The following is a 23002-nucleotide window of genomic DNA, read 5'->3' as shown; positions in this document are numbered from 1 at the left end:
GTGTAGTGATTGCTTGCTTGAGGGGATAATAAAGATGTCGACTTTTATAGTTGAAAGCTCGAATTGCTTAGGTGGTTTACCACGCAGAGGTGGTCAGTTTGAAAATTTTTTATAAAGGGATAGAAAATGGAAAGATTAAAACTTGCTATATCTACATTGAGTCTAACGCTATTGTTGCATGGCTGCTCAAATCCATATGCATTGAATATCAACGAAGTAAGTTATTCCAAAACGCAAATCCCCGGCAGTATAAAAATACCTAACCCGAAAGAATATCCTAGAGCTTATCTAATAGAAGAAAGAAAAAACGAACTGCTTTTTCTTGTCCCGGAATTAGAAGCTTGCAGCAAGCTTACGACTATTACTCCCATCATTGTCAGAGATTTGGAGCAAATACGTGCGGCTTCTGTAGGGTTGGGGTTATCTTTTGATCCGGCCAAGGCATTTGATTACGATGCTAACAAGGAAATAGCGGATTTAAAAAATGACATCGCTACAACAAAATTGGAGATGACATTACAGAAGCTGCAGCGCGAAGCAGAAATCCTCAAAGACACTCTCGCTGCAAAAAAGGATCTTACAGAGACGATCAATACAGACAGTATTTCCAATAGCAGTTTGGCAAGTGTGTCATCGAATGCCCCAGCTGCTGCAGATGTAGCAGCATTACTCGGCAAAATAGATACCTTGACTGCTGCCTTAAAGACTAACACCTTATCAGCGATGTCTGCGCACACGGACAAGGTTGATCCGATAGAGCTATTTAATTACAAAAGAGCATGCAGGGATGTAGTCAAATCCGCAATCAATAAAGCAAAGCTTGACACTCTTCACGACTATGATGGTAATGCACTAGTTCGTTTTCAGTTTCAACCCACCTCATTACCTCCCAAGAAAGCCTACAATGATACCGTTGGCATTATGAGGTTAGAAGTTAAAGAGCCGGATTTTAACAACGATCAGCAGCTCGTCGGCCAAATTTACGCAAATTGGTTAAAGTATGTAAATAGCACTATTAATGACTTCAGTGAGATGAGCAAAGCAGGGGGGAATATTAGAACTAATCCGAAATTTTACCCTCTCGAAAAATACTACAATGTTATGTATGTGCAGGTTCCAAGGCCTGGGGGAAATGGGAAAATATCGCTAGGAATTTCAGAGGTGGACACTAAGAATAACCTTTACTATCGGATTGCGCTCCCTAAGTCCATTGAACCAGGGCTTATTGAATTAACAGGCGATTTTTCTAATATTATAGAGGGGCAACTCCTTGATGTAATTCATCATGCTGAATCAGTTGATTCTTTAAAAATGAGTTCACACACGGGTAGCAAGCAGTGTGATATAAAGTCTCTCTCTAATGCTTATGTAACAGATAATGGAAACCGTAAAACGCTCAGGGAGGCCGCTTTTTTGGCTGTTAAGGTGAAAGGAATTAATGATGCAATTAACCTGATTGCACAAGAAATGGCATTAAATAAATGGGCTTCTGGTGCGGGTTCTGGTCTCGAAACAGCACATGCTACCTATTCAAAACTGACAAAGCTTGCGATTGAATATTTAACTATTTTGCAAAATCAAAATCAGGATTGCAGTTTGGGGATTGAAGACAGCACCATTGCACCTCCTCCCAACTTTATTCAGGCATTAGCAAAAGAGAGTCCTCATATCTCAGTTTATGAAATATCACCTGAAAAGAAAATACAAGCTGTTTCGACCGCTGCACGGGCCTCTGATGCATTGGTTTTAGCCGCTTCTATTGCGGCCAATATGCCGGGTAAAGGAATTGGCGCAAACCTGGGTTCGTCATTTTCGCAAAGTGCGGTTGGGAAGGCGGATGCTCTGGAGATTTCGCCCATTGTTGTTGGATTTGCTGAGCCGGGGCGCACTGAAAAAGATCCCCAGGCGTTTGGATGGGTTTTAGGGCCGAGAGCAGTGTTGGATGGCAAGAATCAGGAACTGAAGTTTATTCAGCCGTTAGAGTCATATAGCCTTTTTGTGGATTTATCCGTTCCAGGGTGGTGGCCTGAAATTAAACTGAAATCATTTAGTGCCTGGGCCCCGGATTGGCAGAAGAATGCTGAAGGGAAAAGCATGAATTTAACCAGTGATAAATTTTATCAGGGTGGAGACTTGGTTGCTAAAATAACCAATACCTACAGCGACCAGGCTGGGCTTACTGATTATTTATTGAGAACCAATAACCAGCCGGTATTTAAATCGCCCAAAATAGGCAGTATTACTCCTGGCAAAATCCATAATTGCAGTTCAGAAAATAAGCCGTTGTCGTTGCAAATTCGAGGCGATAATATTTGGCGAGCCAGCAAAATTTTTATTGATGGAAAGGAGTATGATACGACAGCTATCTCCTTGTTGCCGGATATGCAGGGTGTTAGTGCAACCATTAATATTGATGATATCCCTTTGGCCAATACGGGCTATAAGTCGTATTTGCAAGTTGATGTGTCCACACCGGATGGCTTTGACACTTATCAGCTTCCGCTGATCAACTCCTGTGAGCAGCGATCCGCTGTTGTCGTTTCTTCTGTCGTACCCAAGCAAGTTACGAGCTGTGACTCGCAAGTAAATGTCATCGCATATGGAGATAATCTTACCGCCGACTCCAAGGTATTCTTTGCTGGAACAGAAATAACGCCAGTTAAAAGCTTGCCGCGAAACAAGGGCTTGCAGTTCGCAATCAACCTTAGCGCTATCCCTAAGTCCGCATTGAATCCGCTGTTAGAATTTAAGGTTGTGAATAAGTACGGCGAGGCTCCTCTAACAATGGAGTATTACAGTAAAAAAGTTGAAGAAAAATGCGTGGCATCAGATGCGGTCGCAATTTTTGATATCTACCCCCCTGTATTGAATCTGTGTAGCGATGACGCGAAGATTACATTGATTGGCCAACGCTTTTCGGATCTCGTGGCGGCAAGCATCGCCAGTGTCAAAGCAAATGACATTTCTGTAGAGAATGATTCAACTGCCGTTTTAACCTTTAAGAAAATAGACACCGCCTCTATACCAAAGTCCGCAACAACGGCCGTGTTGTCATTGCGCACAAAAACGGGGGTTTTTTCCAAAACTATTCCAGTCAATCAATGCCAATGATGGGGCGATGCTATGTATAGGGGAAAAATTAAATTTTTTGATAAACAAATCGGAAATGGCTCCATAGAATCAAATGATCCAGTTTTCAATGGGGCAGATGTTTTCTTCGCTCGCACCTCAATTCAGGTGTATTCAGGAAGTATTTATAAGGGGATGGCTGTGGAATTTGATTTTCAACAACGAAATGGCAATTTTGAGGCAACTAAAGTAGTTGTTGCAAGTAGATAGCTCATAAAGGAATAATCACCGTTTTTGGCTATAACAGCAATCATTCATGATTTAAAAATGTAAATTTATAGTTGGTTTACGAAAAGTATTTTAAAAATTAATTTGTTTTCAATTTTTAATAATTTGAGGTCTGTTATGAATTTATCATGGAGATTTACACGTTGTAATATTTCGTCGACTGATATTAAGTATTCTCAAACGATAACGGAAGATGGAAATGTATTGAGTGTAATATTTGATAATTTTATATCGGCTGGAACAGTGGTGGATATTAGTCTGCCACTTGCCTCAAGGTTTTTATCGTCAAAAACCGTATGTGTTGATATTAGAGGCGCTAGTGTGTACGAGCTGGGTGTACAAAAATTAACGATGAATTCTACAAGAAGGGCCGATGTGTGGGGTAAGCAAATCCATGGTAAGACCAGTTTTTTTATTCCGCTAAGATTAACTGCTTATCGCAATCAATTGGTGTTTAGTCTAAGTATTGAGTCTGATCATACGGGCAATCAGATTGCTATTGATACTATTGATTTTTTCAAGTCAAGGATATAGAAAAAATTAGTACGCATATCGGTCGCCTAAAAATACCCTGTAAAAATTTAAGTGCTTTAAAAATGAAACTCATCGGAATGCTCGATTCCCCCTACGTTCGTCGCGTAGCTATTACGCTTGAAGCACTCAAAATCCCGTTTGAACATGAAGCAGTTTCAGTGTTCAGCGATTTTGATAAGTTCCAGTCAATCAATCCCGTAGTAAAGGCGCCGACCTTAATCTGCGATGATGGCGAAGTCATTATGGACTCGTCGCTAATTTTGCAGTTCGCTGAGTTGATCAATTCGCGTTCTTTATGGCCGCGCGATCACGCTGAGTTGCAGCATGAGTTTCGTGCGGTAAGCCTTGCGCTGGCAGCGGCTGAAAAGTGCGTAGCGGTTTATTACGAGCGCAATTTGCGTCCGGTAGTGGCGCAATATGAACCCTGGATTGAAAGAGCAACAGGTCAGTTGTTGGCGGCGTTCTGTGGGTTAGAGGAAGTAATCAATAAGCACCCGAAAAACTTTCAATCCCTTGGTCATGCAAGTATTGCGGCCGCAGTAATTTGGCGATTTGCGTGTACAGAATTGTCGGATGTGATTCGTGCTGCGCAATTTCCGGCCTTGGTCGATTTATCAACGCGCATGGAGTCGCATCCTGAGTACTTAAAATTCCCCTCTGTTGGCCCAGGCGTGCCGAAGGTCTGATGCGCTCACTCATAGCTAATTACCAAGGTGCGCATACATTTTACTTGGATCAAGGGTTTGTGATTAGTGCGTTTCATTTTTGCACGCGATATTACACTCATTATTTTACGCGAGTTGGCCCCGTCGTTGCCCGGGGCCTGATGAGTTTAGTTTAGCGTAGCGATCAGTGAATAGGGCACCAAGGCTCCAGCAAAAAGCACAAGTATGTTCAATGTAGCAGCCCAGTTTTCGTGCGACGTTAAATCCGGTTCGTAGAGATTTTTTCGCCGCCCGGTAAACAGCATAAAGAACAAACGCATGACATTAATGCTGTTAATCGATACTGCCAACACAACAATCGTTGTTAGCCAAGGGGAGTTAGCAAAACTGTGCAAAAAAATCTCTTCTACGGCAGAAAAACCCAGTGTTAATGGAAACCCCACGCTTGCCAAGCCCATCAATAGACTAAAGGTTGCCATTTTCGGTGTGTGTGCGTAGTTGCCATTCGGGCTGGCCAGGGAAAGAGTTCCCCGGCGCGCGGCGAGGCAGTGCAATATACCCGCGAAACCAATCAGGGCGATGGCTGTGCTGTACCACATCATTAATAAATCGGATGTTAATTGTCCGTGATTAATCGCCCAGGCGAAGGTCATAAAACCCGACTGGCTTAACATTAAATAGTTTACTGAACGTTTTCCATCCTTTTGATTTAATCCTATCAGCGCTGCGCCTAAGCAGGTTATGCAAGCGCTGGCGGCCAAGAGGGTTAAACCAGTGTGACTCCAGTCAATTGATCGTGTTGTTAAAAACCCAAGAAGTCCAAGATGTAAACATCCATATAAAAATCCAAACCCAAAAGGCGCATTATTCAGAAAGTGGATGTGGGCGCTGCTAAAGGGAAATAGCCCTTGACGAATAGCCATCGCTAACACAATTAGCCCCATGCCAAATTGCTGAAACTCCGTAGCTTCAAATAAAAATACTCCAAGCAATAATATTGCTAAACCACTAAGTTGGTAGATCGAAAAAATTGCGGTTTGGCTTTTTCCTATGCGTTGATAGAAAGCAACTGCGTAAATAGTTGCCAGCGCACAACCTAATGCGGGAGCGATCCAATGGTTAATTGAAAATGAAATATTTACCAAGGCAGCAAAGTATAGAATTGCTTTAAACGTTAGTGTTGTGTGATCTTTAATTGAAGCAAATGAAACAGCGATTAATACACTCAAGCTTAGAAATAGCTCCAGCCAGGGAATATTTCCGTTAATCAGTAAATAGTTGCCGATTGGCTCGGTGCCAGCGGGATAGTTACTGTGTTGAATTATGCTCGCTGTTGCTGTAATAAAAACCAACAGCCACCCAATTCGGGTTGCTAATATTTTTGCTTTTATCGCTTCTGATTTTTTATCAATAGAAAATGCCGCGAATGCCAGGGCAGTGCCTATTACCAGATGAAGTAGGTGAATCATGCTATCAGTTACCCGCGTTTGGTGTTTTGTTAATGAGGTTCACCCATTTTTGATCAATGCGCTCGATGCAGTTGAGCAAGCGTTTCATGGGTGCGAAGATCCAACTAAATATAATTGCATCTGCATAGCCGCGGTCCAGACTGTGACGATATAACCAGCGTTGCAATGATCCGGGAATTAGCTTTTCCAGGTGTTGTGCTTTCGGTGGAATTTGTGCGCCCAAGGCTTCCTCCAAGTGTTGGTGTTCGTGAAGTGCGCTGGGCGATTTGAGAATCTGCAGGCTCCTAAGCGCGCCATGCCCGATCATGTGAATAATCGCAAGAGTGTGAAACCCGAGCGCTATTTCTATCCAGATTACGCTGACTTGGGTCAAAGAAGCGTAGGCAAGGGAGCTTTTAATATCCGTTTGTACTCTCCCGGACAAGGTGCTGTGTATTGCAGTCGTAATAGCAATGATCAGAATTACTCCTTTTAGCAACACAGACTGTTCGATGAGTGGAGCGCAACGTAACAGCAAAAATGCACCCAAATGAACCGAAATCGCCCCGTAAAAAATGGCGGAGGAAGGAGTGGGGCCTTCCATCGCTCGGGGTAGCCAGCCGGAGAATGGGAGTTGTGCCGATTTTCCGGATGCAGCAAATACTAATGCCAAACCGATGAGTAATGCGGTGTCACTGCTAGTGGGGCTGGGCAAGGTTTGCCAAAGTTCGTTAAAGCAAAAATTAAACGACGTAGGAAGATTGGCTGTGTGCAATAACATAAAGGCGATTACGAACCCTAGATCGCAGATTCGATAAGTAAAAAATGCGCGCAGGCCATGTTCGACTGGTTTCACTCGCTCAAAGAAAAACGAAATCAACATCGCTGATGCAACGCCTACTGCTTCCCAGCCGATCATCATTAAGCTGAGATTGCCTGCGATTAACGTCGTCTGCACTCCCGCGCCAAACAAATTCAAAAAGAAATAAAAACGAAAATAGCCAGGATCTTTATGGAGATAGCGGCGCGAAAAAATGGAGATGAGTAAGATTAATAAGCAATAGAAAATATCCAAAATACTTGAGTAGGTATCTGCAAGAATCGCAATAGGGCCTAATGTAGTATGGTTGGAAAATTCTGCGGAGTGTGCGACAGCGGTTTGAATTACAGGCGACAAGCTTGCAGCGAAAATTGCCATAAATAGCGAAATATTCAGAGCGAATACACCGTAAGTAAACTTGGAGTAGAAAATTTCACGTTGGCATTTCTTAAGCATCATTAGCAAGCCGAGCAGTAAGCTGCTAGTAAATGGAAGCAAAAATGCAAAAATTAATAGGTGGTTCATAGGTTGGACTCGGTTTGCATGGCGGCGAAGATTTGTGTGGGTGCCAGGAATTCCCTGGATTCACGATAATAGTGGGCGGAGTTTTGATATGCTTCGAGTTTTTCACTGGTCGGTATGTGGGGCACAAAGCCGCGTGGAGTAAACATAAAGCATTGGTCCGAATGGGGGTCCAGTGCCGCTACTTGAATCCAACGGTTCAGTATGAGAGGAACCAGGCTAGGCGTGGTGTTGAGAATTTGTTCCAGTTGTTCCGGTGTGCTCTCTACTACGACTAACAATCTGACCGGTTCGTGAATTTCCACCATTTGCCAAGGCAATCCCGTGCGTAGATCAGTCGCGTGGCCGTCCATTACGCCTACTAACCCTGAGATGTTGTGAGGCAGTTTAGTGCCGCATCCATATTTAACCGGGTCTATAAAACTAAAATAGTATTCGAGATTAATGCCGGCTCCTACAGGACCAACCGCCGTCAACAAATTTTTTAATATTTGTCCGGTGGCATCTGCCGTTGGATCGTAGGATACGAGGAATGCGCGGCGATCCAGGAACAGTCCGCGACTACGTGCCCTGCGTCCGACTATACAAATCGAATTGGTAGCATGACCGTATTCAGGTCTTGGCTCTGCCAGATCGTTTGAATGAATTTGCGCATACTCAAGCGCTTCGTTCACGGAAATGTTGTTGGGAGTCGTTTCAAAACGGCGACAGCGTTCATGGGCATCGAGCATGCTTGCTCGATCAAACGCGGATTTAACTTGCTGATACTGGTCACTTAATGTTTCAGGCAACAAATCTTCATCGTAGTAGGTGAATGAATCGTCGCAGGTATTGTGGTAAGCACCAATAAACCAGCTGGTTTCCGGTATAGCCAACCCGCGCAACGCCAGGGTTTGCCGTACCAGGGGATGGTTAGCCATAGCAGCAAACGTTCGAGCATTGGGGCCTCCACGGCCTCCTCCGGTCGCGCCACAATCGTGAGCCGCCTCGTGGGGATTGTTGAGGCTGCAGGAGCCGTGCCCCACGAAAAAAACCAGGTTACTGATATTGTGAAGAATGTTGAGCGTTTTTAGTGTCGTTTCAACAATATCGCTCATTTCCTTCACGGAGTAGCCGGTTTTTAAGGGCTCTTCATGCTCATGTTCACTTTCAATTATCAGGCGACTTTTGGGGGCGTCGCCCACGGAAGCATGAAGTAAGTGTTCAATTTTAATGTAGAGGCTAGGCGAGACACTGCGCAAAATCAACGGGACTATACTGAACCAACCAAGCAGGGCGGTGTAGATCGTGCCGCGCGTTAGGGTTCTGCTTGACACATCGCGATGATATTTCAATTGGCCTATTTTTTTTTGCTTGAACTTATAGCTTGTATGCGCGTGAGTATTTTCCGCGACTTCCTGGATAAAATGTTTCGGCGTGATGACGACCGGGCAAAGGGGCTTGGAGCGAATGTCGTGCATTCCTTGGTATTGAATTGCCGCACCAAAAAATCCGGCAAAGCCAAGGGTCTCACTATTGGGCAATATTTCTTCGATATGTCGACGAACGGACTCCTCTCGATCATCAATACAAAAAACTGCCTGTACGATTGGTTTTTTTTGCGGAGCAATAGTCGGCAGTACCGTCTTGCTGTGTATTTGTAAAGCAGTCAGTGTTTGATCCCGGTGGTGCCCCTCAAAGGCTAGATGTAACAAACGTCTGCGTAGAGTGTCATCGAGATGGTGAATGTGTTTAATCCAGGTAAGTGCCGATTCATCATTGAACAGCAATTCGGCTGATACGGGCATAGATTGCGCAGCAATAAAGGCTTCGTAAATAATTTTAGTTTTGCGATTCTGGATTTCGTCGTGGTTATCTACTTGCGCCGAATAGCGCAACTTTATTTCAGTAAAGTCAAAACGTATCGCGCAATGTTGGTGAAGCAATTGCTCTCCCACAACTACTTCCAGCAATAAACGCATGGCGAGAAAATCGTTCAAGCGCGCGTTTAGCGCTTGTACCGGCGCTCGGTCAGGCCGTTGTTCAAAATGTTGAATCATCCCCGCCCAGCCACGCAGTGCGAGCAAGGTGTGGAGCAAAAACTCAGACTCTTCGTTCGTGCTGATATTTATCTTTTTCAATGCCCAATCAATAACTTCTAACGCCGACGCCTGTTTTATCTCAGGACGCTCAAGTAATGTCCTCAGGTTTTTCAGTAGAGTATTTGGTCCACTGAAAGGCTGGCTGTAGAGTGTCTTGAAGCAATGCAGTAAACCTTGCTCGCGGTCTGGCATGGACCAGTGCGCAATTCCCTGGTCTAAATAAGCGGCTGACATTCTGATTAAAATGGGGTTTACCAGTTCATCGGTATCGCTATTCGTTAAGCCAAGAATATAGTCACGCAATCGTTTTGGTTGTGGCGGCGGTGTTACGAAGTCGATGTTTACGCTTTTGAAGGCCTTCCACAGTTTTTGTAAAAATTGCGGAATGGCTTTGCCAACGGAGGGTTCGCCGGTATGAAGGCTTGCCACGCGGGAAAGCTCTGTTGCACGTTCCGTTGACACCAGCGAGGAGAGTTTTCCCAGAAGACTTTGCTCATCAATTAAATAATCAATCGTCGCCCCTTCGGGAACCGGAATAAATTTTTGCAAGCGTTGGACGAAAAAGTCTTTGGCAGATAAGTTCAACACTGAGTCGTTGGGGTATGGAAACTCCCACAGATAATCAGTAACCGACGCATCAATATCTAATGCGGTGATGCGATTTTTCTCCAAAAACTGATGGTATTCTGATTCCTTGAGATAGGGCTCTGCGTCAAATAATTTTCCTGCTTTGACAACCGCATCCTCAAACCGTAAATGTTCAAAATGATGCAAGGTGTTGTGGTGGACAAACGCGTGTAACGGGGGTTGGCTCGGGAGATAATGGCCAAGTTCTGCAATCATTTCGCTGAGCGCCTCCAGCCGGGAATCCGGCTGGGTGTTGATTAATTTTGCTGACGCGTTCATGAGTACACCTTTTGTTTGGTGGCGTGAGGATGATCGCTTAGCGCTTTAAGGTTTTCCTGGCCAACCAAGGTAAAGGTTAATTGTGGCCATTCTTGCTCCAGCGCATCCATATTGGCGAGGAAGGTGTGATCAATGAGATGAGAATTAGTGAAATTGATAATCACGTTTTCTACAGAACCGGCATGTTTTTTCAATGCGCTACGCAGTGGAATGATCGAACTGAATATCGCTGCACCCTGAATTTCCAGGTGTAAATTGTTATGTTCTTGATGTGCTTTTACTTTTGGGGCGAACAAGGATTTAAGTGTGACGCCCCTGAGCAGGTGTAAGCAGAGTTTTAAGGCAAGGCCGGTGGCTACGCCAATCAATAAATCGGTTGCCAAAGTGACAATCAGTGTGGTGGAAAAAAGGGCAAGTTGATCAATACCAATGCTTCGAGCATGGGTGAATTGTGAAAATGACGCGAGACGTGCGCCGGTAAATACCAACATCGCCGCGAGAACCGCGAGTGGAATCAGATTAAGCAGTGCAGGAATTGACGCTACGAATAATAGTAGAAATGCCCCGTGGAAAAAATTGGACTAGCGGGACTTAGCGCCGGAATCTACGTTTGCTTTACTGCGAACAATTTCAGAAATCATCGGCAGGCCGCCAAGGAATGAACTGGCCAGGTTGCCCAGACCCACCGCGAACAAGTCTTTATTGAGGTTGGTTTTCCCTTTGTTTGGGTCCATCGAATCTACCGCCAACGCACTGAGGGTTGACTCGATGGTGCCGATCAGCGAAAACATAATGATGTACTTAATGGATACGCTTGAAAAAATTTGGGAGAAATCCGGAAAGGTAAAAATGCTCAGCAGTGAGCTCGGCAACTGCACAAGGTATTCAGGCCCTAAATGGTAAGCTTTATTTGCAAAGGTGTAATCGTGTGCGTTTTGAAAGCCAAACACCAATGAAAGTGGAATAGTTACCAGCAATACCCAAATTGGCGCGGGCAGGGCTTTCACGGCTTTCCAGGGCATTTTGGGAAGAATAAATAGAATTGCTAATGAGATAATCCCTAGAAGGAGAATATAGGGGTTTGCGTGGGGAAGGCTTTCAGGAATGTGTGAGAGCAATTCCAATGGCTCTTTGCTGGTCGGTTTTACTCCCATCATCACGTAGGATTGCTTTGAAATAATAATGACGCCGATCGCCGCTAACATTCCGTGAACTACGGATGGCGACATAATTACGCCGAGTGACGCGGCGCGCATTAACGAAAATCCGATTTGAATCATTGCTGCGACTACACCCACTGCGAGCGTGCGTTCGTAGCCGAGTTGCATATCGCCTTGCCCCAGCTCCATCACAGCGCCAATCACAATGACAATCAGGCCGGCCGCGGGGCCCTTAATGGTGAGCTTTGCCGCCCCGACAAATGTTGAAAGTATTCCTCCGATAATCGCTGTTAATATCCCCGCTGCAGGCGGAAATCCACTGGCAATTGAGATGCCCAGGCACAGCGGGAGTGCGATTAAAAATACCAGAAAGCCTGATTTTAAATCGGCCGGGGTCGGTCGGCCTAAATTTGAGGTGTAGGACGTTGCCATAAGTATCTCCCTATGGAAAATGGAAAAAATAGTAGTCTGCTTGCTAGAAATTCAACAGCAAGGAGCGGTTAGTTAGAAAATATAAAAAGAAGGCGCTGGATTACGCGATGAGGCTAAGTGGTGGTGCGCGCGATTTTTTTACGAAGAAAAAACGCTTTATTTTTAAGTAGGGTGAAATGAAAAATGGGGATGCGACTGCTAGCGCTGCAAAGAAATAAGGAGGCTGGGAGTAGCGATCTATCTTGTCATCAATGTTTTTGTCGAAACTTTCTATTTCGATAAACTCATCAGAGCCGGAATTTTGGTCGGCCGCGAATAGGTTTTTATGGGGTTCGCTTGATGGGTTGCTGGGGTATGACACAAAAAGCGCATTGCTGGCGAAAAAAATTAGCCAGAGCAGAATCAATGCCTTTTGTGCTGTTGATTGCATAGTAAATTACTTTAGGTTTACTAGACGTATTGAATGACAGTCGTTTGGATCGGCCTTGATCTCGGGAAGCAATTTGTAAATCACTAAAATTCGGCGCGATCATAAGTAGGTTGTTTTTGATAAGCAACAGGGTGATAAATATAAAGTCGCATTAATTATCATTGATTTTCGGTTGTTGAATTTAAAACTAAAAAATATGAATAGGGTCAAATTAGTGAAATTTTATGCTGTTAATATTTCGTTAAAAATTGAAATGCTATCAGGCGTAAAATCACATAAGTGTCACATATTCCTGTTAGCCGTTACTTGGCTAATCACGCATTATTCTCTTGGATTTCTAATTGATTATTAGGCTAGTTTATGGCGGTGAAATTAGTATTTTTGCTAATCGAAATTAATCCTAAAATTAAAAAAACTATTTTTTAGAAACGTAAAATTAATAAACGATTCTACTCATAGTTCACGGATGTGATGCGGATAATTGCATTAATTAAAAACAGGAATTACAGAGTTCGTCATCGTTGTGATCATTTTCGATGCTTGATGTGTAAGCATACTGATTGGTTTTTGGTCCTTTGGCTGCATGGAGGATATTCAATTGATTTCAAAACAGTTAATTAAAAATATTTACTTACCTCATAGTTAAAAATGAAAATCTTTCTCATCTGTGTTGTTTTTATAATCTCCCCGTAGATCAGGTGCCCTGTATTTCGCCTCGCGCGACGATTATCCTGATCAACTTTCTAGAACTATTCATCGGTGTATTCAGGTGCATGCTGAATGAGGTGTCACGCCTGAAGGATTTGTCATTTCAATAATCTTAAATCCAGTTTCAGCACTTCGCTTACACCCACTACAGAGGAAAAAATTATGTTGAGAAAATCCATTCCAGTGGTTTCAGCACTTGCATTGAGTATTTCAATAGCTGTGCATTCCGGGGCCGCCCCGGCAGACACTAATGTCACAACAAACAATTTCTGGTGGCCAGCCCAATTGGATTTAAGCGCTTTACGCCAACAGCAAAATTTCCTGGGCTGACTTAATGGTGCTCACCGGAAATGTGGCGCTGGAGTCGATGGGTTTTAAAACTTTCGGGTTCGCTGGTGGTCGTCAAGACGATTGGGAAGTGGAAAAGGCAGGGTTTGGGTTGGTCCAACAAGTGCGGTAAAGGCAAGGCGGGTGATACCGTAACTAGCGGCCTTGAGGGGGCATGGTCAATTAATCCAATCGCCTGGACGACTCAATACCTGGATAATTTGTTTGCTTTTGATTGGGTTCAAACCAAAAGCCCGGCCGGTGCAATTCAATGGGTTCCTAAAGATGGTCAGGCGGCCAACTTGGTTCCTGATGCGTACGATAAATCCAAACGCCATGCACCGATCATGTTTACGACTGACCTGGCGTTAAAAGAAGATCCTGAATTCCGCAAAATTTCACTGCGCTTCAAAGAAAATCCCAAAGAGTTCGAACTGGCTTTCGCAAAGGCCTGGTTTAAATTGACTCATCGAGATATGGGACCGCGCGCTCGTTACATTGGCGCCGATGCTCCTCAAGAAGATTTGATTTGGCAAGATCCACTGCCCGCATTGGATCATGAAGTGATTGATGCTGCAGATATCGCTTCGTTGAAAACTACAATTCTGGGCTCGGGTGTAAGCCTATCTGAATTGGTTCGCACTGCATGGGCATCGGCAGCCAGCTTTCGTAGTACAGATTTGCGCGGTGGAGCAAATGGTGCGCGTATTCAGTTAGCGCCGCAAAATAAATGGGCTGTCAATAATCCCAAAGAAATTGCGAAAGTCTTGAAGTCGTTAAAAAAAGTTCAGGTGGATTTTAATAAGGCGCAAACGGGCGATAAAAAAGTTTCGCTGGCAGATACGATTGTGTTGGGTGGTGTGGCAGCGATTGAGCAAGCGGCAAAGCAAGCGGGGCATGCGGTTGAAGTTCCGTTTACTCCTGGCCGAGTAGATGCAACCCAGGCGCAAACTGATGAAAAATCTTTCGCAGTATTAGAGCCAACCGCTGACGGGTTCCGCAACTACTACTCCAAGGCTAGTTACTTGTCGCCTACAGAAGCGCTGGTAGAGCGCGCGAATTATTTGTCATTGACTGTCCCTGAAATGACGGTGTTGGTAGGTGGTTTGCGTGCATTAGGTGCGAATACCGACGGTTCTAACAATGGTATTTTCACTGATAAGCCCGGTACCTTGAGTAATGATTTCTTTGTGAATTTGCTGGACATGTCCACCCAGTGGAAGAAGTCGGCAAAAACCGAAGGCATGTATGAAGGAGTGGATCGCAAAACCGGCAAGTTGAAATGGACAGCAACACCGGTAGATTTAGTGTTCGGTTCGCAAGCTGAACTGCGTGCTATCGCCGAAATTTACGCGGCCGACGATGCGGATGAAAAATTTGTACGTGACTTCGTTCGTGCCTGGAACAAAGTGATGATGCTGGATCGTTTTGATGTGAAGTAACGTTTTACATCTATTGGTATCTACCAGTATGACGCAATGGTTATGAATCATTGCGTCTTTTTTGTTGTTTTTCTTTACGGGAATAATGCCAATTTTTTTTGATTAGAATGTCATTGTGAATAGTTAACAAACTGTTAGTCAAAAAGTCACATGTTACTGGTGATTTATTTACTTCCCGGAAAATGACTTACAGTAAATTCAGCTTAAATCGGCTATTTTTTTGCGATATTGTTGCATTAAAATTTCTCCTAATCGTTTATTAACGATTGTAGTTCCCGTATGGGTTCTGGTAATGCCTCGCAAAATTTTCCTCTTAAAGATACTCAATAAAAGGAGCTTAATATGTCTGTATCATTTGTTGCCACCCATGATCGTTCGCATGCTGACTATCAACAGCAATGGGATACTTTTGTGCCTAAAGGCTATCGTCCGGTATCAATCAGTGTGTATGGAGCGCGCGAAAATCCACTTTATGCTGCGGTTTGGGTGCAAAAAGCGGGGCCTGCTTTTGCGGGCATTCATGGCGCCTCCGCCGCTGACTTTCAAAACTTCTTTAATATCTGGGCTGCTAAAGGTTTCAGTCCAACCATTCTTTCGGTAACGGGGCCTTCTAATAATCCTGTATTTGCGGCGGTGATGGAGCAATCCAATCACGGCGTTTCCCTCACTCGCTATGGATTAATCAGAGGTTCGGATAAAGATCCGGCGACGCTCGAACACTGGATTAGTAAAGCGCGGACAGAAAAGTGGATTCCGCGCTGGATTTCCAGCTATGGCGAGCCTAATAACCGTCGCTATGCCATTGTGCTAGATCCAAACCCCCTGCGTATTCTGTGGAGTATTACCGGGTTGAAGGAAGAAACTGGTGATCAATATCAAACTCGATTTAACGCTCAGTCGCAGCAGTGGGCTCGCCCTGGTTTTGTGACTGTCTCGCCAGATGGTAATTACCTGTCTGTATTCCGAGAAGACAGCATCGGGCCATGGGTGGCACGCCATGGAATGTCGAGCGCGCAATATCAGCAACAGTTTAATGAGTGGACGACGAAAGGCTTTTTTCCTGTCTGTGTGCAAGCGGGTGGCACAGGTAGTAATGCGCGGTTTGCTGCGCTATTCACTCAGCAGGCTTTACCGCATGAGCGCAAGTTTACTATGACTGGCCAGGCGGTGCCTGCAATGAGTGCTATTGATACTAAAGTGAAAGCATTTATGCAGCAAAATGGTACCCGCGCTACCGGAGTGGCAGTAACTTACCAGGGGCGTTTGGTATTTGCGCGAGGCTATACCTGGGGTGAGCCTGATTACCCATTAACCCAACCGGACTCCATGTTCCGTTTGGCGAGTTGCACCAAACCAATTACCTCCATTGCCATTCATCAACTCATTCAGCAAAAGCAGTTGTCCTTGGATACCAATGTGCAATCGATTTTGAATTTGACTGCGCCTCCAGGACGAACAATTGATAGTCAGTTTAAAAATATTACGGTACAGCATCTGTTAACTCACACGGCGGGTTGGGATAGACGTAAAGTTTACGATTTGCCGACTGTCGAAGAGGTAACCCAAGTTTATGGGCAAACTGCTTTACCAATTAGCAAGCAACAAATTGCGGCTTATATGGCGAGTCAGAAGCTGCAGTTTACGCCTGGCACTCAACAGCAATACAGCAACCTGGGTTATTTATTATTGGGGTTGATCATTGAGAAAAAATTGGGCTTGTCTTATGTTGATGCGGTGAGCCAACATATTTTTAAACCCTTGGGTTTAACTCGGCCTCATAGAACACCTGTGGCGCAAAGCGCCCAAAAACCCGGTTCAGTGCGTCAGCACGACGCTGATCTGTGGGATGACTTACGTATCCTTCCGAGTGTGGTTTCCGGTAATCCCAAAGGTGCTCGGCCATTAGTTCCACTTGGTTATGGTGGTGAAGATTATGCAACTTTTGATGCGTTTGGCGGGTGGTGTATGGCACCTGTCGACTACGCAAAAATTCTTGCGGCCTTTGCAACCAGCCTCGGTAATCCGCTATTGCAAAAAAGCACGGTAGATGCGATGTGGACTGTGCCTTCCATTTATAAAAGTGCGACCGATGTTGAAATGCCTAATTATGCAAATGGATGGGATTCATGGGCGGCATCCAATACTCTGCGAGTGTTTGAACATGGTGGTGGAATGCCGGGCGTGAGTACACGAATTCTTTATCGTAATGATGGATGGGGATTTGCTGTGTTTTGTAATGGTGGGAGTGGTACTCCGGATATTTATCCAGAGTTAGCACAGTTACCGCCGGCGAGTTGGCCGACCCATGATTTATTCGCCCAATTCGGCGTTCCCATGTTTAGTCCAATTTTACCCACGATAAAATTTGGCAAAGTATCTGTTCCGTTTAATCTTTAATGGGATTTGCTGGAAATCTTATTCGTTAACAACATTTTTTACCCCGCAAATGCTCGTTGAATCATTAGGCATTTGTGGGGTGTTTTTTTTTGATGAAAACCTAATAACCAATTAACTGTTGCAGATAGCACAGCGTTTTTGTGACAAATTCACCTCCGCCAAGTGCGTAAATTACTTCCCAGCCAATGGCGCACAAAACTCTCCGCGAATGGCGACTATTTTCTCAATTTAATCCCCGTAAAATGGCCACCATAGCGTTGCAAATACAGCGCTTACCGGATCTGGCAGTCGTGTGTTGACATGAGGTTAACCCGGTGCGTCAGTTTCAAATCACTCACTCATTTTTTGATTTAAAAGGACATTTGCCATGAACGCATTTAATACTCTCGCTCGTGTTGTACTTGTTTCTGCTTCAGCATTGGTTTCCGTTTGTTCACTAGCCTCGGATTTCCCACTGCGCGCAGACGACATCAACCTGAATTATCGCTATACCACTACGACTCACTGGTCGGGTGGTGCACAGGCCGCCGCCAAGGATATCGTGGCTCGTCGCCATACTGGCAGTGGTAAGTGGTCACAGTTGAAGACCGACGCATCTCCCACTAATTTGAACTCCAGTTACATCGTCTACGGTGCAAACATTCGGGCGATGGATTCAGGTACTGTAGTAGGTTGCTGGCGTAACGCACCGGAAAATACCCCCGGCTCCAATCATGCCAAGCTGGCTGAAGGCTATATCGGTTACGGCGGTAACCACTTGTGGGTTCTGCAGGATGATGGCAATTATGCACTCTATGCCCATGCCCAGCCTGGCTCAATCCCAACTAACCTGTGCCCACACAATGCCACTTATTTGCCAACCCCTGAGATTGGCGCAGTCTGGACCAACGCGGGGAAAGTCACTAACGGTGCGCGTATTACCAAAGGGCAGGTATTGGGTAAGGTAGGTAATAATGGCAATTCATCTGGCCCACATCTGCATGTGCATGTGCAAACTAGCGGGGGTAGTGCCGTTGATATCAATTTCGACCACGGACAGACCACGCCTTACACCAATCAAACCGCTTCTGTGAATGGCCCCTGGACGTTGTTAAATGGTAATAAGTTGCCCAACGGCGAGGTTATGGTGTGGGCACCGCACTCAGTTGGTTACTGGACTGTTAACAATATCCCTGATGAGCGTATGCAAGCCTGGTTCAACCACTTTGCCGATTCAGGTGTGATGATGGATACTTTCCCTTGTACTGATGGTGGCCAGATTTACAACACCACCTGGATTCCAGCGAGTGGTTCATGGTATGCCTACTTCGGTATGTCGTTGAGCAGCTTCAACAGCAAATCCAATACTTTAGCTAACCAGGGTTATACCCGCACTGGCTGGTGGTATTGCGGTTCAGTGTACACAGGAATCTGGCGCAAGTAATTTTTTAACAAACGTTTGATATGTTACAGAGGGCGGCCCAAGTGGTCGCCCTTTTGTTTGGGGGTAGTATTCAAGTACCCCCATTTTAGGGGGTGGTGGATTCTGAATTGACTCGATAATCTTAGGGTAGGTCAGTTCTTGTTATAAATTGACGGGTATGAAGTTTCAGATTGTTTGCCAATGCTGTATAAAAAATACATCGATAAAGGAGATACCATGAAGATAATCGTAGATAGATTTATTTCAGACAGTGAATCAACAATAAGCCATATTTCTGTGGATCAACGCTTTGTTTGTTTTGGGCTTGAAGACGAATTTAGGGCAATCAAAGTACTCAAAGAAACACGAATTCCCGCAGGCACGTATAAGGTTGCTTTACGAACCCGCGGAAAACATCATCAACAGTACATAGAGCGGTTTAAGGATATTCAACACGAAGGAATGCTCGAGGTATTAGAGGTTCCGGGGTTCACCGACATTCTGATTCATTGTGGAAATACCCATACGGACACAGAAGGCTGCCTGTTGGTTGGAACAAGCGCTCATACTGACCCTGAAAATATGTCCGTATCCAGTAGCAGCATTGCATATCGTAAACTCTATCCGTTAGTGGTTGGCGCCGCAAAAAATGGGTCACTCTCTATAACTCTTGAGGATAACGACAGATAGTTTGTTCATATTGTTATATGTAGCGAATAACGCACGCAGTAGTTTTAATTGGTTGTAATTTCGCAGGCAAACTATGACTAAGATGGTTAAACTGGGCATATTAATTGTTAGAGCGAATGGTCATGTCTGAAAAGTTACAGGTTAAGGAACCTGCGAAGTTATTGGTGTTTCTCGCTGAGCGGCTTCCTGGTTGGGCGCGCAGTAAAATTAAACAGCGTTTGCAAGGTGGTTGCGTCAGTGTGAACGGTACAGTCATCACGCAACATGATTACGCGCTCAACGTGGGTGATGTGGTTGAAGTTGGTGCTGCGGCTAAAACGACAAACAGCACACCATCGCAATTGGAAATTTTATATTCTGATCGTGACATTATTGCGATTAATAAACCGGCAGGGTTGTTATCCGTCGGTACCACCAAAGAAACTCAACAACACGCGTTGGCAATTTTACGTAACCAACTATCACGTCGCTCCCAAGCAGTAAAATTGTGGCCGGTGAATCGTATTGACCGGGACACTTCAGGCGTATTGTTATTTGCCACTTCACGTGAAATGCGTGAAGCCGTGATGGCAAAATGGGATAAAGCAGAAAAAACCTATTTGGCCATTGTGGAGGGTTGCCCGAGCCCAGCCGAAGGAACCATCGATCAGCCGTTACGTGCAGATGATGAGGAGTATCGCATGCATGTCGGCGCTCACCCGGATGCAAAGCCTGCAATTACTCACTTTACAACGGAGCGCACTAACGGCAGTCGAACACTTCTGCGTGTGCAAATTGATACTGGGCGCCAGCATCAAATACGCGCGCACTTATCCTGGCTTGGTTATCCAATCGTTGGAGATCAGCGTTACGGTACTGCGGGTGTGCGCATGGGGCTGCATTCATTATCCTTAAAAATTATTAACCCAAAAAATGGCAAGGAATTATCGTTCGGAACTCCGGCGCCGGCTGATTTTTTTGTGCTTATGAACCAGCGACGATAATGTTTGAACCGCATTTATATTTTTATCTGCTCTTCATTGCCCCGCGTTTGCGGGGCATTTTTTTGGGGGGATAAAAGTTCGTTCCTTGTCGGTAAGAGGGAGGGGCGATATACACACTTGCTAACTGTGTATATCTGTGTATACTGTTCATATCGTATATATACAGTTGGAGGTTGCGTGACTGAAGCGTTGTTTCTTTCGCAACAAGATAGTCGGCCCATGTACTTGCAAATCATGGAGCAAATCAAACAAAAAGTTCGGGTGGGTGATTGGCCCGCGGGCCACCCTTTGCCGTCGATTCGTGAATTAAGTGTGGCAACTAAAGTAAGTGTGATTACGGTTAAGCGCGCTTACACCGAGCTGGAAGCGGAAGGTGTGATTGTCACCCAGGCGGGGCGGGGGTCTTTTGTTGCTGATGTGATGGATGTGCAAAAGGCGCTGGGAGAGGCGGAGTTGGATAAATACATCGCTGGATTAATTGGCGCGGGCAGGGCACTGGGGATGAGCGATAACCAAATACTGGCGCAGGTTAAAAAAGCGCTGATAGACGATTGATCAGCAAAATTAACAGGAACAGGAGTTTGTATGCGTAACAGAATAGTGAAGTGGATTAGCGGAATCCTATTGGCAAGTTGCGGCAGTGTTGTGGCTGCCGAGGCTTTACCTAAAACGGGAACTATTAATCTGCAAGCCATTAATAAAGGTACTTCAAGCACGAAATATAACGATGAGTACACCCACGGAACCATTACCGGTGTGACCTTTAACGAGCAGCAAAAAGGCCTCATGCACATGGGTAAGTCGGCGTGTTCATTCTCTGTATTTACCCATGAGAAGGTTAATAAATCCGTTGGCTTCTGCAGCTATGAAGATAAAGAGGGCGACAAGATTTTTATTCAATATGAGGGAACGAGCGCTGCAGAAGGTGAGTGGAGTGGCGTTGATGAAATTATCGGAGGTACAGGGAAATTCAAAAATATTCGGGGCGATGGCGCATATTCCTGTGCTGGCACCGACAAGGAAGGTGAATTTCCTTGCACAGTAAAACTCGCTTATCAATTACCTTGATCCAGCGAGTTTCGATTTAGAACTGATTTGCAGACAATTTTCGCGGGAGTGAAAAATGCAAAACGCCATTGAGTTTCATAAGGTTTGCAAACGCTATTCAGATTTTTATCTGGATAACCTGAGTTTGCAATTACCGCAAGGGCAGGTGATGGGATTGGTGGGCATCAATGGTGCCGGTAAATCTACCACTATGCGTTTGCTGATGGGCTTGGTTAAGCCGGATTCGGGTAATGTCAATGTGTTGGGCTGTGCGTTACCGCAACAACAAGTGACAGTAAAAGAGCAAATTGGCTTTGCCTCGGACGATATGCGCTTGTATAAAAATGAAACTCTGCGCTGGCATATGGGGTTTATTCAATCCATTTACCCTGCGTGGGACCCGCTCTATGCTGATCATTTGCTGCGAATATTTGATTTAAACGCGGATCAAAAGACCAAGGGTTTTTCCCACGGGCAGCGTGTTAAAGCGGGTTTGCTACTGGTGTTGGCGCGGCGCCCGAAACTGGTGGTGCTGGATGAACCAACTACCGGGCTGGATCCGGTTGCCCGTGAAGAGGTGCTATCGGAATTGGCGGATATTTTGCGCGATGAAGAGCGAAGTGTGTTGTTTTCGTCGCACAACACCCAGGACGTTGAACAGCTCTCTGATTCGATTAGTTTTTTACACAAAGGAAAACTGCTGGATTCGCAAGATAAAGAAACCTATCTGGATCGCTGGCGGCGAATTTTATTTACCGGCAATCTGGATACTAACAAGTTGGTAGTGCCTGGTTTGGTAAAGGTAAAGCAAAACGGTTCGCTGTTTGAGTTGGTAGTGAATCAATTTCAGGATTCTGTTGTTGAGCGTTTGCATGAGCAGGGGGCAAGTATTTCCAGCGTGGAACCTATGTCGCTGGAGAAAATATTTGTGGCCACAGTAAGATCGGGAGTACATTCATGAACTACTCACTCAATGCACCAATAGTAAAAATATTAATCCACAAGGATTGGTATTTACTCCGTAAATTAATTGCACTCTATATGACAGGCGCGCTTCTGGCATTGAGCTTTATCAGTTTGGGTGAGTGGCAATTTGTTATGGGGACAACCTTGCTCTTTAGTATGGTTATTGGTTTGGGTAATCACCAGTTAACCAATACGATCATCAACGAGCGCAAAGAGCAGACCTTGCCGCTTATTATGAGCTTGCCGATAGCGCCAAGTGATTATGTGGTTGCGAAATTAATTGCCAATATGACCCTGTTTGTCATTCCCTGGGGTGTTGTTGTAAGCGCGACTATTGCGGTGTTTTTATTGACACCTATTCCTGATGGTATTTTGCCGATAACGATTATTGGCGCACTGTATTTTATGCTGTGCTATTGCCTTACCTGGTCTGTAGGCATGATTAGTGAATCAGAAGGTGTCGTGCTCTTTGTAATGGTATTTACCAATTGCCTGATCGGGCCCATGTTTTACATTATTTTCCGTGTTCCGGATATTGCACAGTATGTATGGTCTCCAGAGCCTCACTGGAACAGCACAGCGATTAGTATCATCGCCTGTTTATTAGCACTTATAGTTGTTGCGATACTAGCTGCTTTTTATTCGCAGGCACGCAAAGAAACTTTCCTGTAATTTTCTGGCCCAG

At 44.9% G+C, this 23002-nt stretch carries 19 protein-coding genes and 1 pseudogene; 14 read left to right on the top strand and 6 right to left on the bottom strand.

Annotated features, from left to right (window positions below; genetic code table 11):
* The first annotated feature begins 126 nt into the window (after positions 1 to 126).
* The 4 genes from D0C16_RS06295 to D0C16_RS06280 all read left to right on the top strand — a co-directional run bounded on the left by D0C16_RS06295 (position 127) and on the right by D0C16_RS06280 (position 4577).
* Positions 127 to 3111, top strand: coding sequence for a hypothetical protein (locus tag D0C16_RS06295; protein ID WP_151031523.1), 2985 nt, complete (start codon positions 127 to 129; stop codon positions 3109 to 3111).
* A gap of 12 nt (positions 3112 to 3123) precedes the next feature.
* The gene (locus D0C16_RS06290) at positions 3124 to 3339 is read left to right on the top strand and encodes a cold shock domain-containing protein (RefSeq protein ID WP_151031522.1); all 216 of its coding nucleotides are present in this window, start codon (positions 3124 to 3126) and stop codon (positions 3337 to 3339) included.
* A 135-nt stretch (positions 3340 to 3474) separates the two neighbouring features.
* Positions 3475 to 3891 carry a hypothetical protein gene (locus tag D0C16_RS06285; protein ID WP_151031521.1) on the top strand — a complete coding sequence of 139 codons (417 nt, stop codon included), beginning with the start codon at positions 3475 to 3477 and terminating at the stop codon, positions 3889 to 3891.
* A gap of 62 nt (positions 3892 to 3953) precedes the next feature.
* On the top strand, positions 3954 to 4577 hold the full coding sequence (locus tag D0C16_RS06280; protein WP_151031520.1) for a glutathione S-transferase family protein: 624 nt from the start codon (positions 3954 to 3956) through the stop codon (positions 4575 to 4577).
* A 146-nt stretch (positions 4578 to 4723) separates the two neighbouring features.
* Here D0C16_RS06280 and D0C16_RS06275 read toward each other — a convergent pair whose 3' ends face one another.
* The 6 genes from D0C16_RS06275 to D0C16_RS06255 form a co-directional block, all read right to left on the bottom strand.
* Positions 4724 to 6025 carry a proton-conducting transporter membrane subunit gene (locus D0C16_RS06275; protein WP_151031519.1) on the bottom strand — a complete coding sequence of 434 codons (1302 nt, stop codon included), beginning with the start codon at positions 6023 to 6025 and terminating at the stop codon, positions 4724 to 4726.
* 4 nt (positions 6026 to 6029) lie between these two features.
* A complete protein-coding gene (locus tag D0C16_RS06270) occupies positions 6030 to 7349 on the bottom strand; it encodes a proton-conducting transporter membrane subunit (protein WP_151031518.1) in 1320 nt (439 codons plus the stop codon).
* A complete protein-coding gene (locus D0C16_RS06265; protein WP_151031517.1) occupies positions 7346 to 10333 on the bottom strand; it encodes a DUF2309 domain-containing protein in 2988 nt (995 codons plus the stop codon). Before D0C16_RS06265 ends, D0C16_RS06270 begins: the two co-directional genes overlap by 4 nt.
* Positions 10330 to 10824: a hypothetical protein gene (locus tag D0C16_RS24395; protein ID WP_225318927.1), complete on the bottom strand. Its 495-nt coding sequence runs from the start codon at positions 10822 to 10824 to the stop codon at positions 10330 to 10332. Before D0C16_RS24395 ends, D0C16_RS06265 begins: the two co-directional genes overlap by 4 nt.
* 90 nt (positions 10825 to 10914) lie before the next feature.
* The gene (locus D0C16_RS24390) at positions 10915 to 11925 is read right to left on the bottom strand and encodes a SulP family inorganic anion transporter (RefSeq protein WP_225318926.1); all 1011 of its coding nucleotides are present in this window, start codon (positions 11923 to 11925) and stop codon (positions 10915 to 10917) included.
* Between the two features lie 100 nt (positions 11926 to 12025).
* A complete protein-coding gene (locus D0C16_RS06255) occupies positions 12026 to 12355 on the bottom strand; it encodes a hypothetical protein (protein ID WP_151031516.1) in 330 nt (109 codons plus the stop codon).
* Positions 12356 to 13225: 870 nt separating this feature from the next.
* Between D0C16_RS06255 and D0C16_RS23990 the strand changes: the two genes are divergently transcribed.
* The 10 genes and pseudogenes from D0C16_RS23990 (at position 13226) to D0C16_RS06210 (ending at position 22989) form a co-directional block, all read left to right on the top strand.
* Complete coding sequence (locus D0C16_RS23990) at positions 13226 to 13393, top strand: hypothetical protein (protein WP_191968657.1); 168 nt, start codon at positions 13226 to 13228, stop codon at positions 13391 to 13393.
* Positions 13374 to 14832, top strand: a pseudogene (locus D0C16_RS06250) (peroxidase family protein); the annotation flags it as partial. The gene D0C16_RS23990 and the pseudogene D0C16_RS06250, both read left to right, overlap by 20 nt.
* 342 nt (positions 14833 to 15174) lie before the next feature.
* Complete coding sequence (locus D0C16_RS06245; protein WP_151031515.1) at positions 15175 to 17229, top strand: serine hydrolase; 2055 nt, start codon at positions 15175 to 15177, stop codon at positions 17227 to 17229.
* A gap of 367 nt (positions 17230 to 17596) precedes the next feature.
* Positions 17597 to 18652, top strand: a complete 1056-nt coding sequence (locus tag D0C16_RS06240) for a peptidoglycan DD-metalloendopeptidase family protein (protein WP_151031514.1) — start codon at positions 17597 to 17599, stop codon at positions 18650 to 18652.
* A 216-nt stretch (positions 18653 to 18868) separates the two neighbouring features.
* On the top strand, positions 18869 to 19321 hold the full coding sequence (locus tag D0C16_RS06235) for a DUF5675 family protein (protein WP_151031513.1): 453 nt from the start codon (positions 18869 to 18871) through the stop codon (positions 19319 to 19321).
* 122 nt (positions 19322 to 19443) lie between these two features.
* Positions 19444 to 20304, top strand: a complete 861-nt coding sequence (locus D0C16_RS06230) for an RluA family pseudouridine synthase (protein ID WP_151031512.1) — start codon at positions 19444 to 19446, stop codon at positions 20302 to 20304.
* Positions 20305 to 20481: 177 nt separating this feature from the next.
* Entirely contained in the window at positions 20482 to 20859 is a 378-nt protein-coding gene (locus D0C16_RS06225; RefSeq protein ID WP_225318925.1) for a GntR family transcriptional regulator, read from the top strand.
* Positions 20860 to 20889: 30 nt separating this feature from the next.
* Positions 20890 to 21372, top strand: a complete 483-nt coding sequence (locus tag D0C16_RS06220) for a hypothetical protein (protein WP_151031511.1) — start codon at positions 20890 to 20892, stop codon at positions 21370 to 21372.
* 55 nt (positions 21373 to 21427) lie between these two features.
* Positions 21428 to 22312 (top strand): ABC transporter ATP-binding protein, encoded by an 885-nt coding sequence (locus tag D0C16_RS06215; protein WP_151031510.1) that lies wholly within the window; start codon positions 21428 to 21430, stop codon positions 22310 to 22312.
* The gene (locus D0C16_RS06210; RefSeq protein WP_151031509.1) at positions 22309 to 22989 is read left to right on the top strand and encodes an ABC-2 transporter permease; all 681 of its coding nucleotides are present in this window, start codon (positions 22309 to 22311) and stop codon (positions 22987 to 22989) included. The genes D0C16_RS06215 and D0C16_RS06210 overlap by 4 nt, the downstream gene beginning before the upstream one ends.
* Positions 22990 to 23002: the final 13 nt, after the last annotated feature.

This window comes from Cellvibrio sp. KY-GH-1, assembly GCF_008806975.1.
Lineage (GTDB): Bacteria > Pseudomonadota > Gammaproteobacteria > Pseudomonadales > Cellvibrionaceae > Cellvibrio.
The sequence above is the reverse complement of the archived record's forward strand: the minus strand, read 5'-3'. Positions and strand labels throughout refer to the sequence as shown.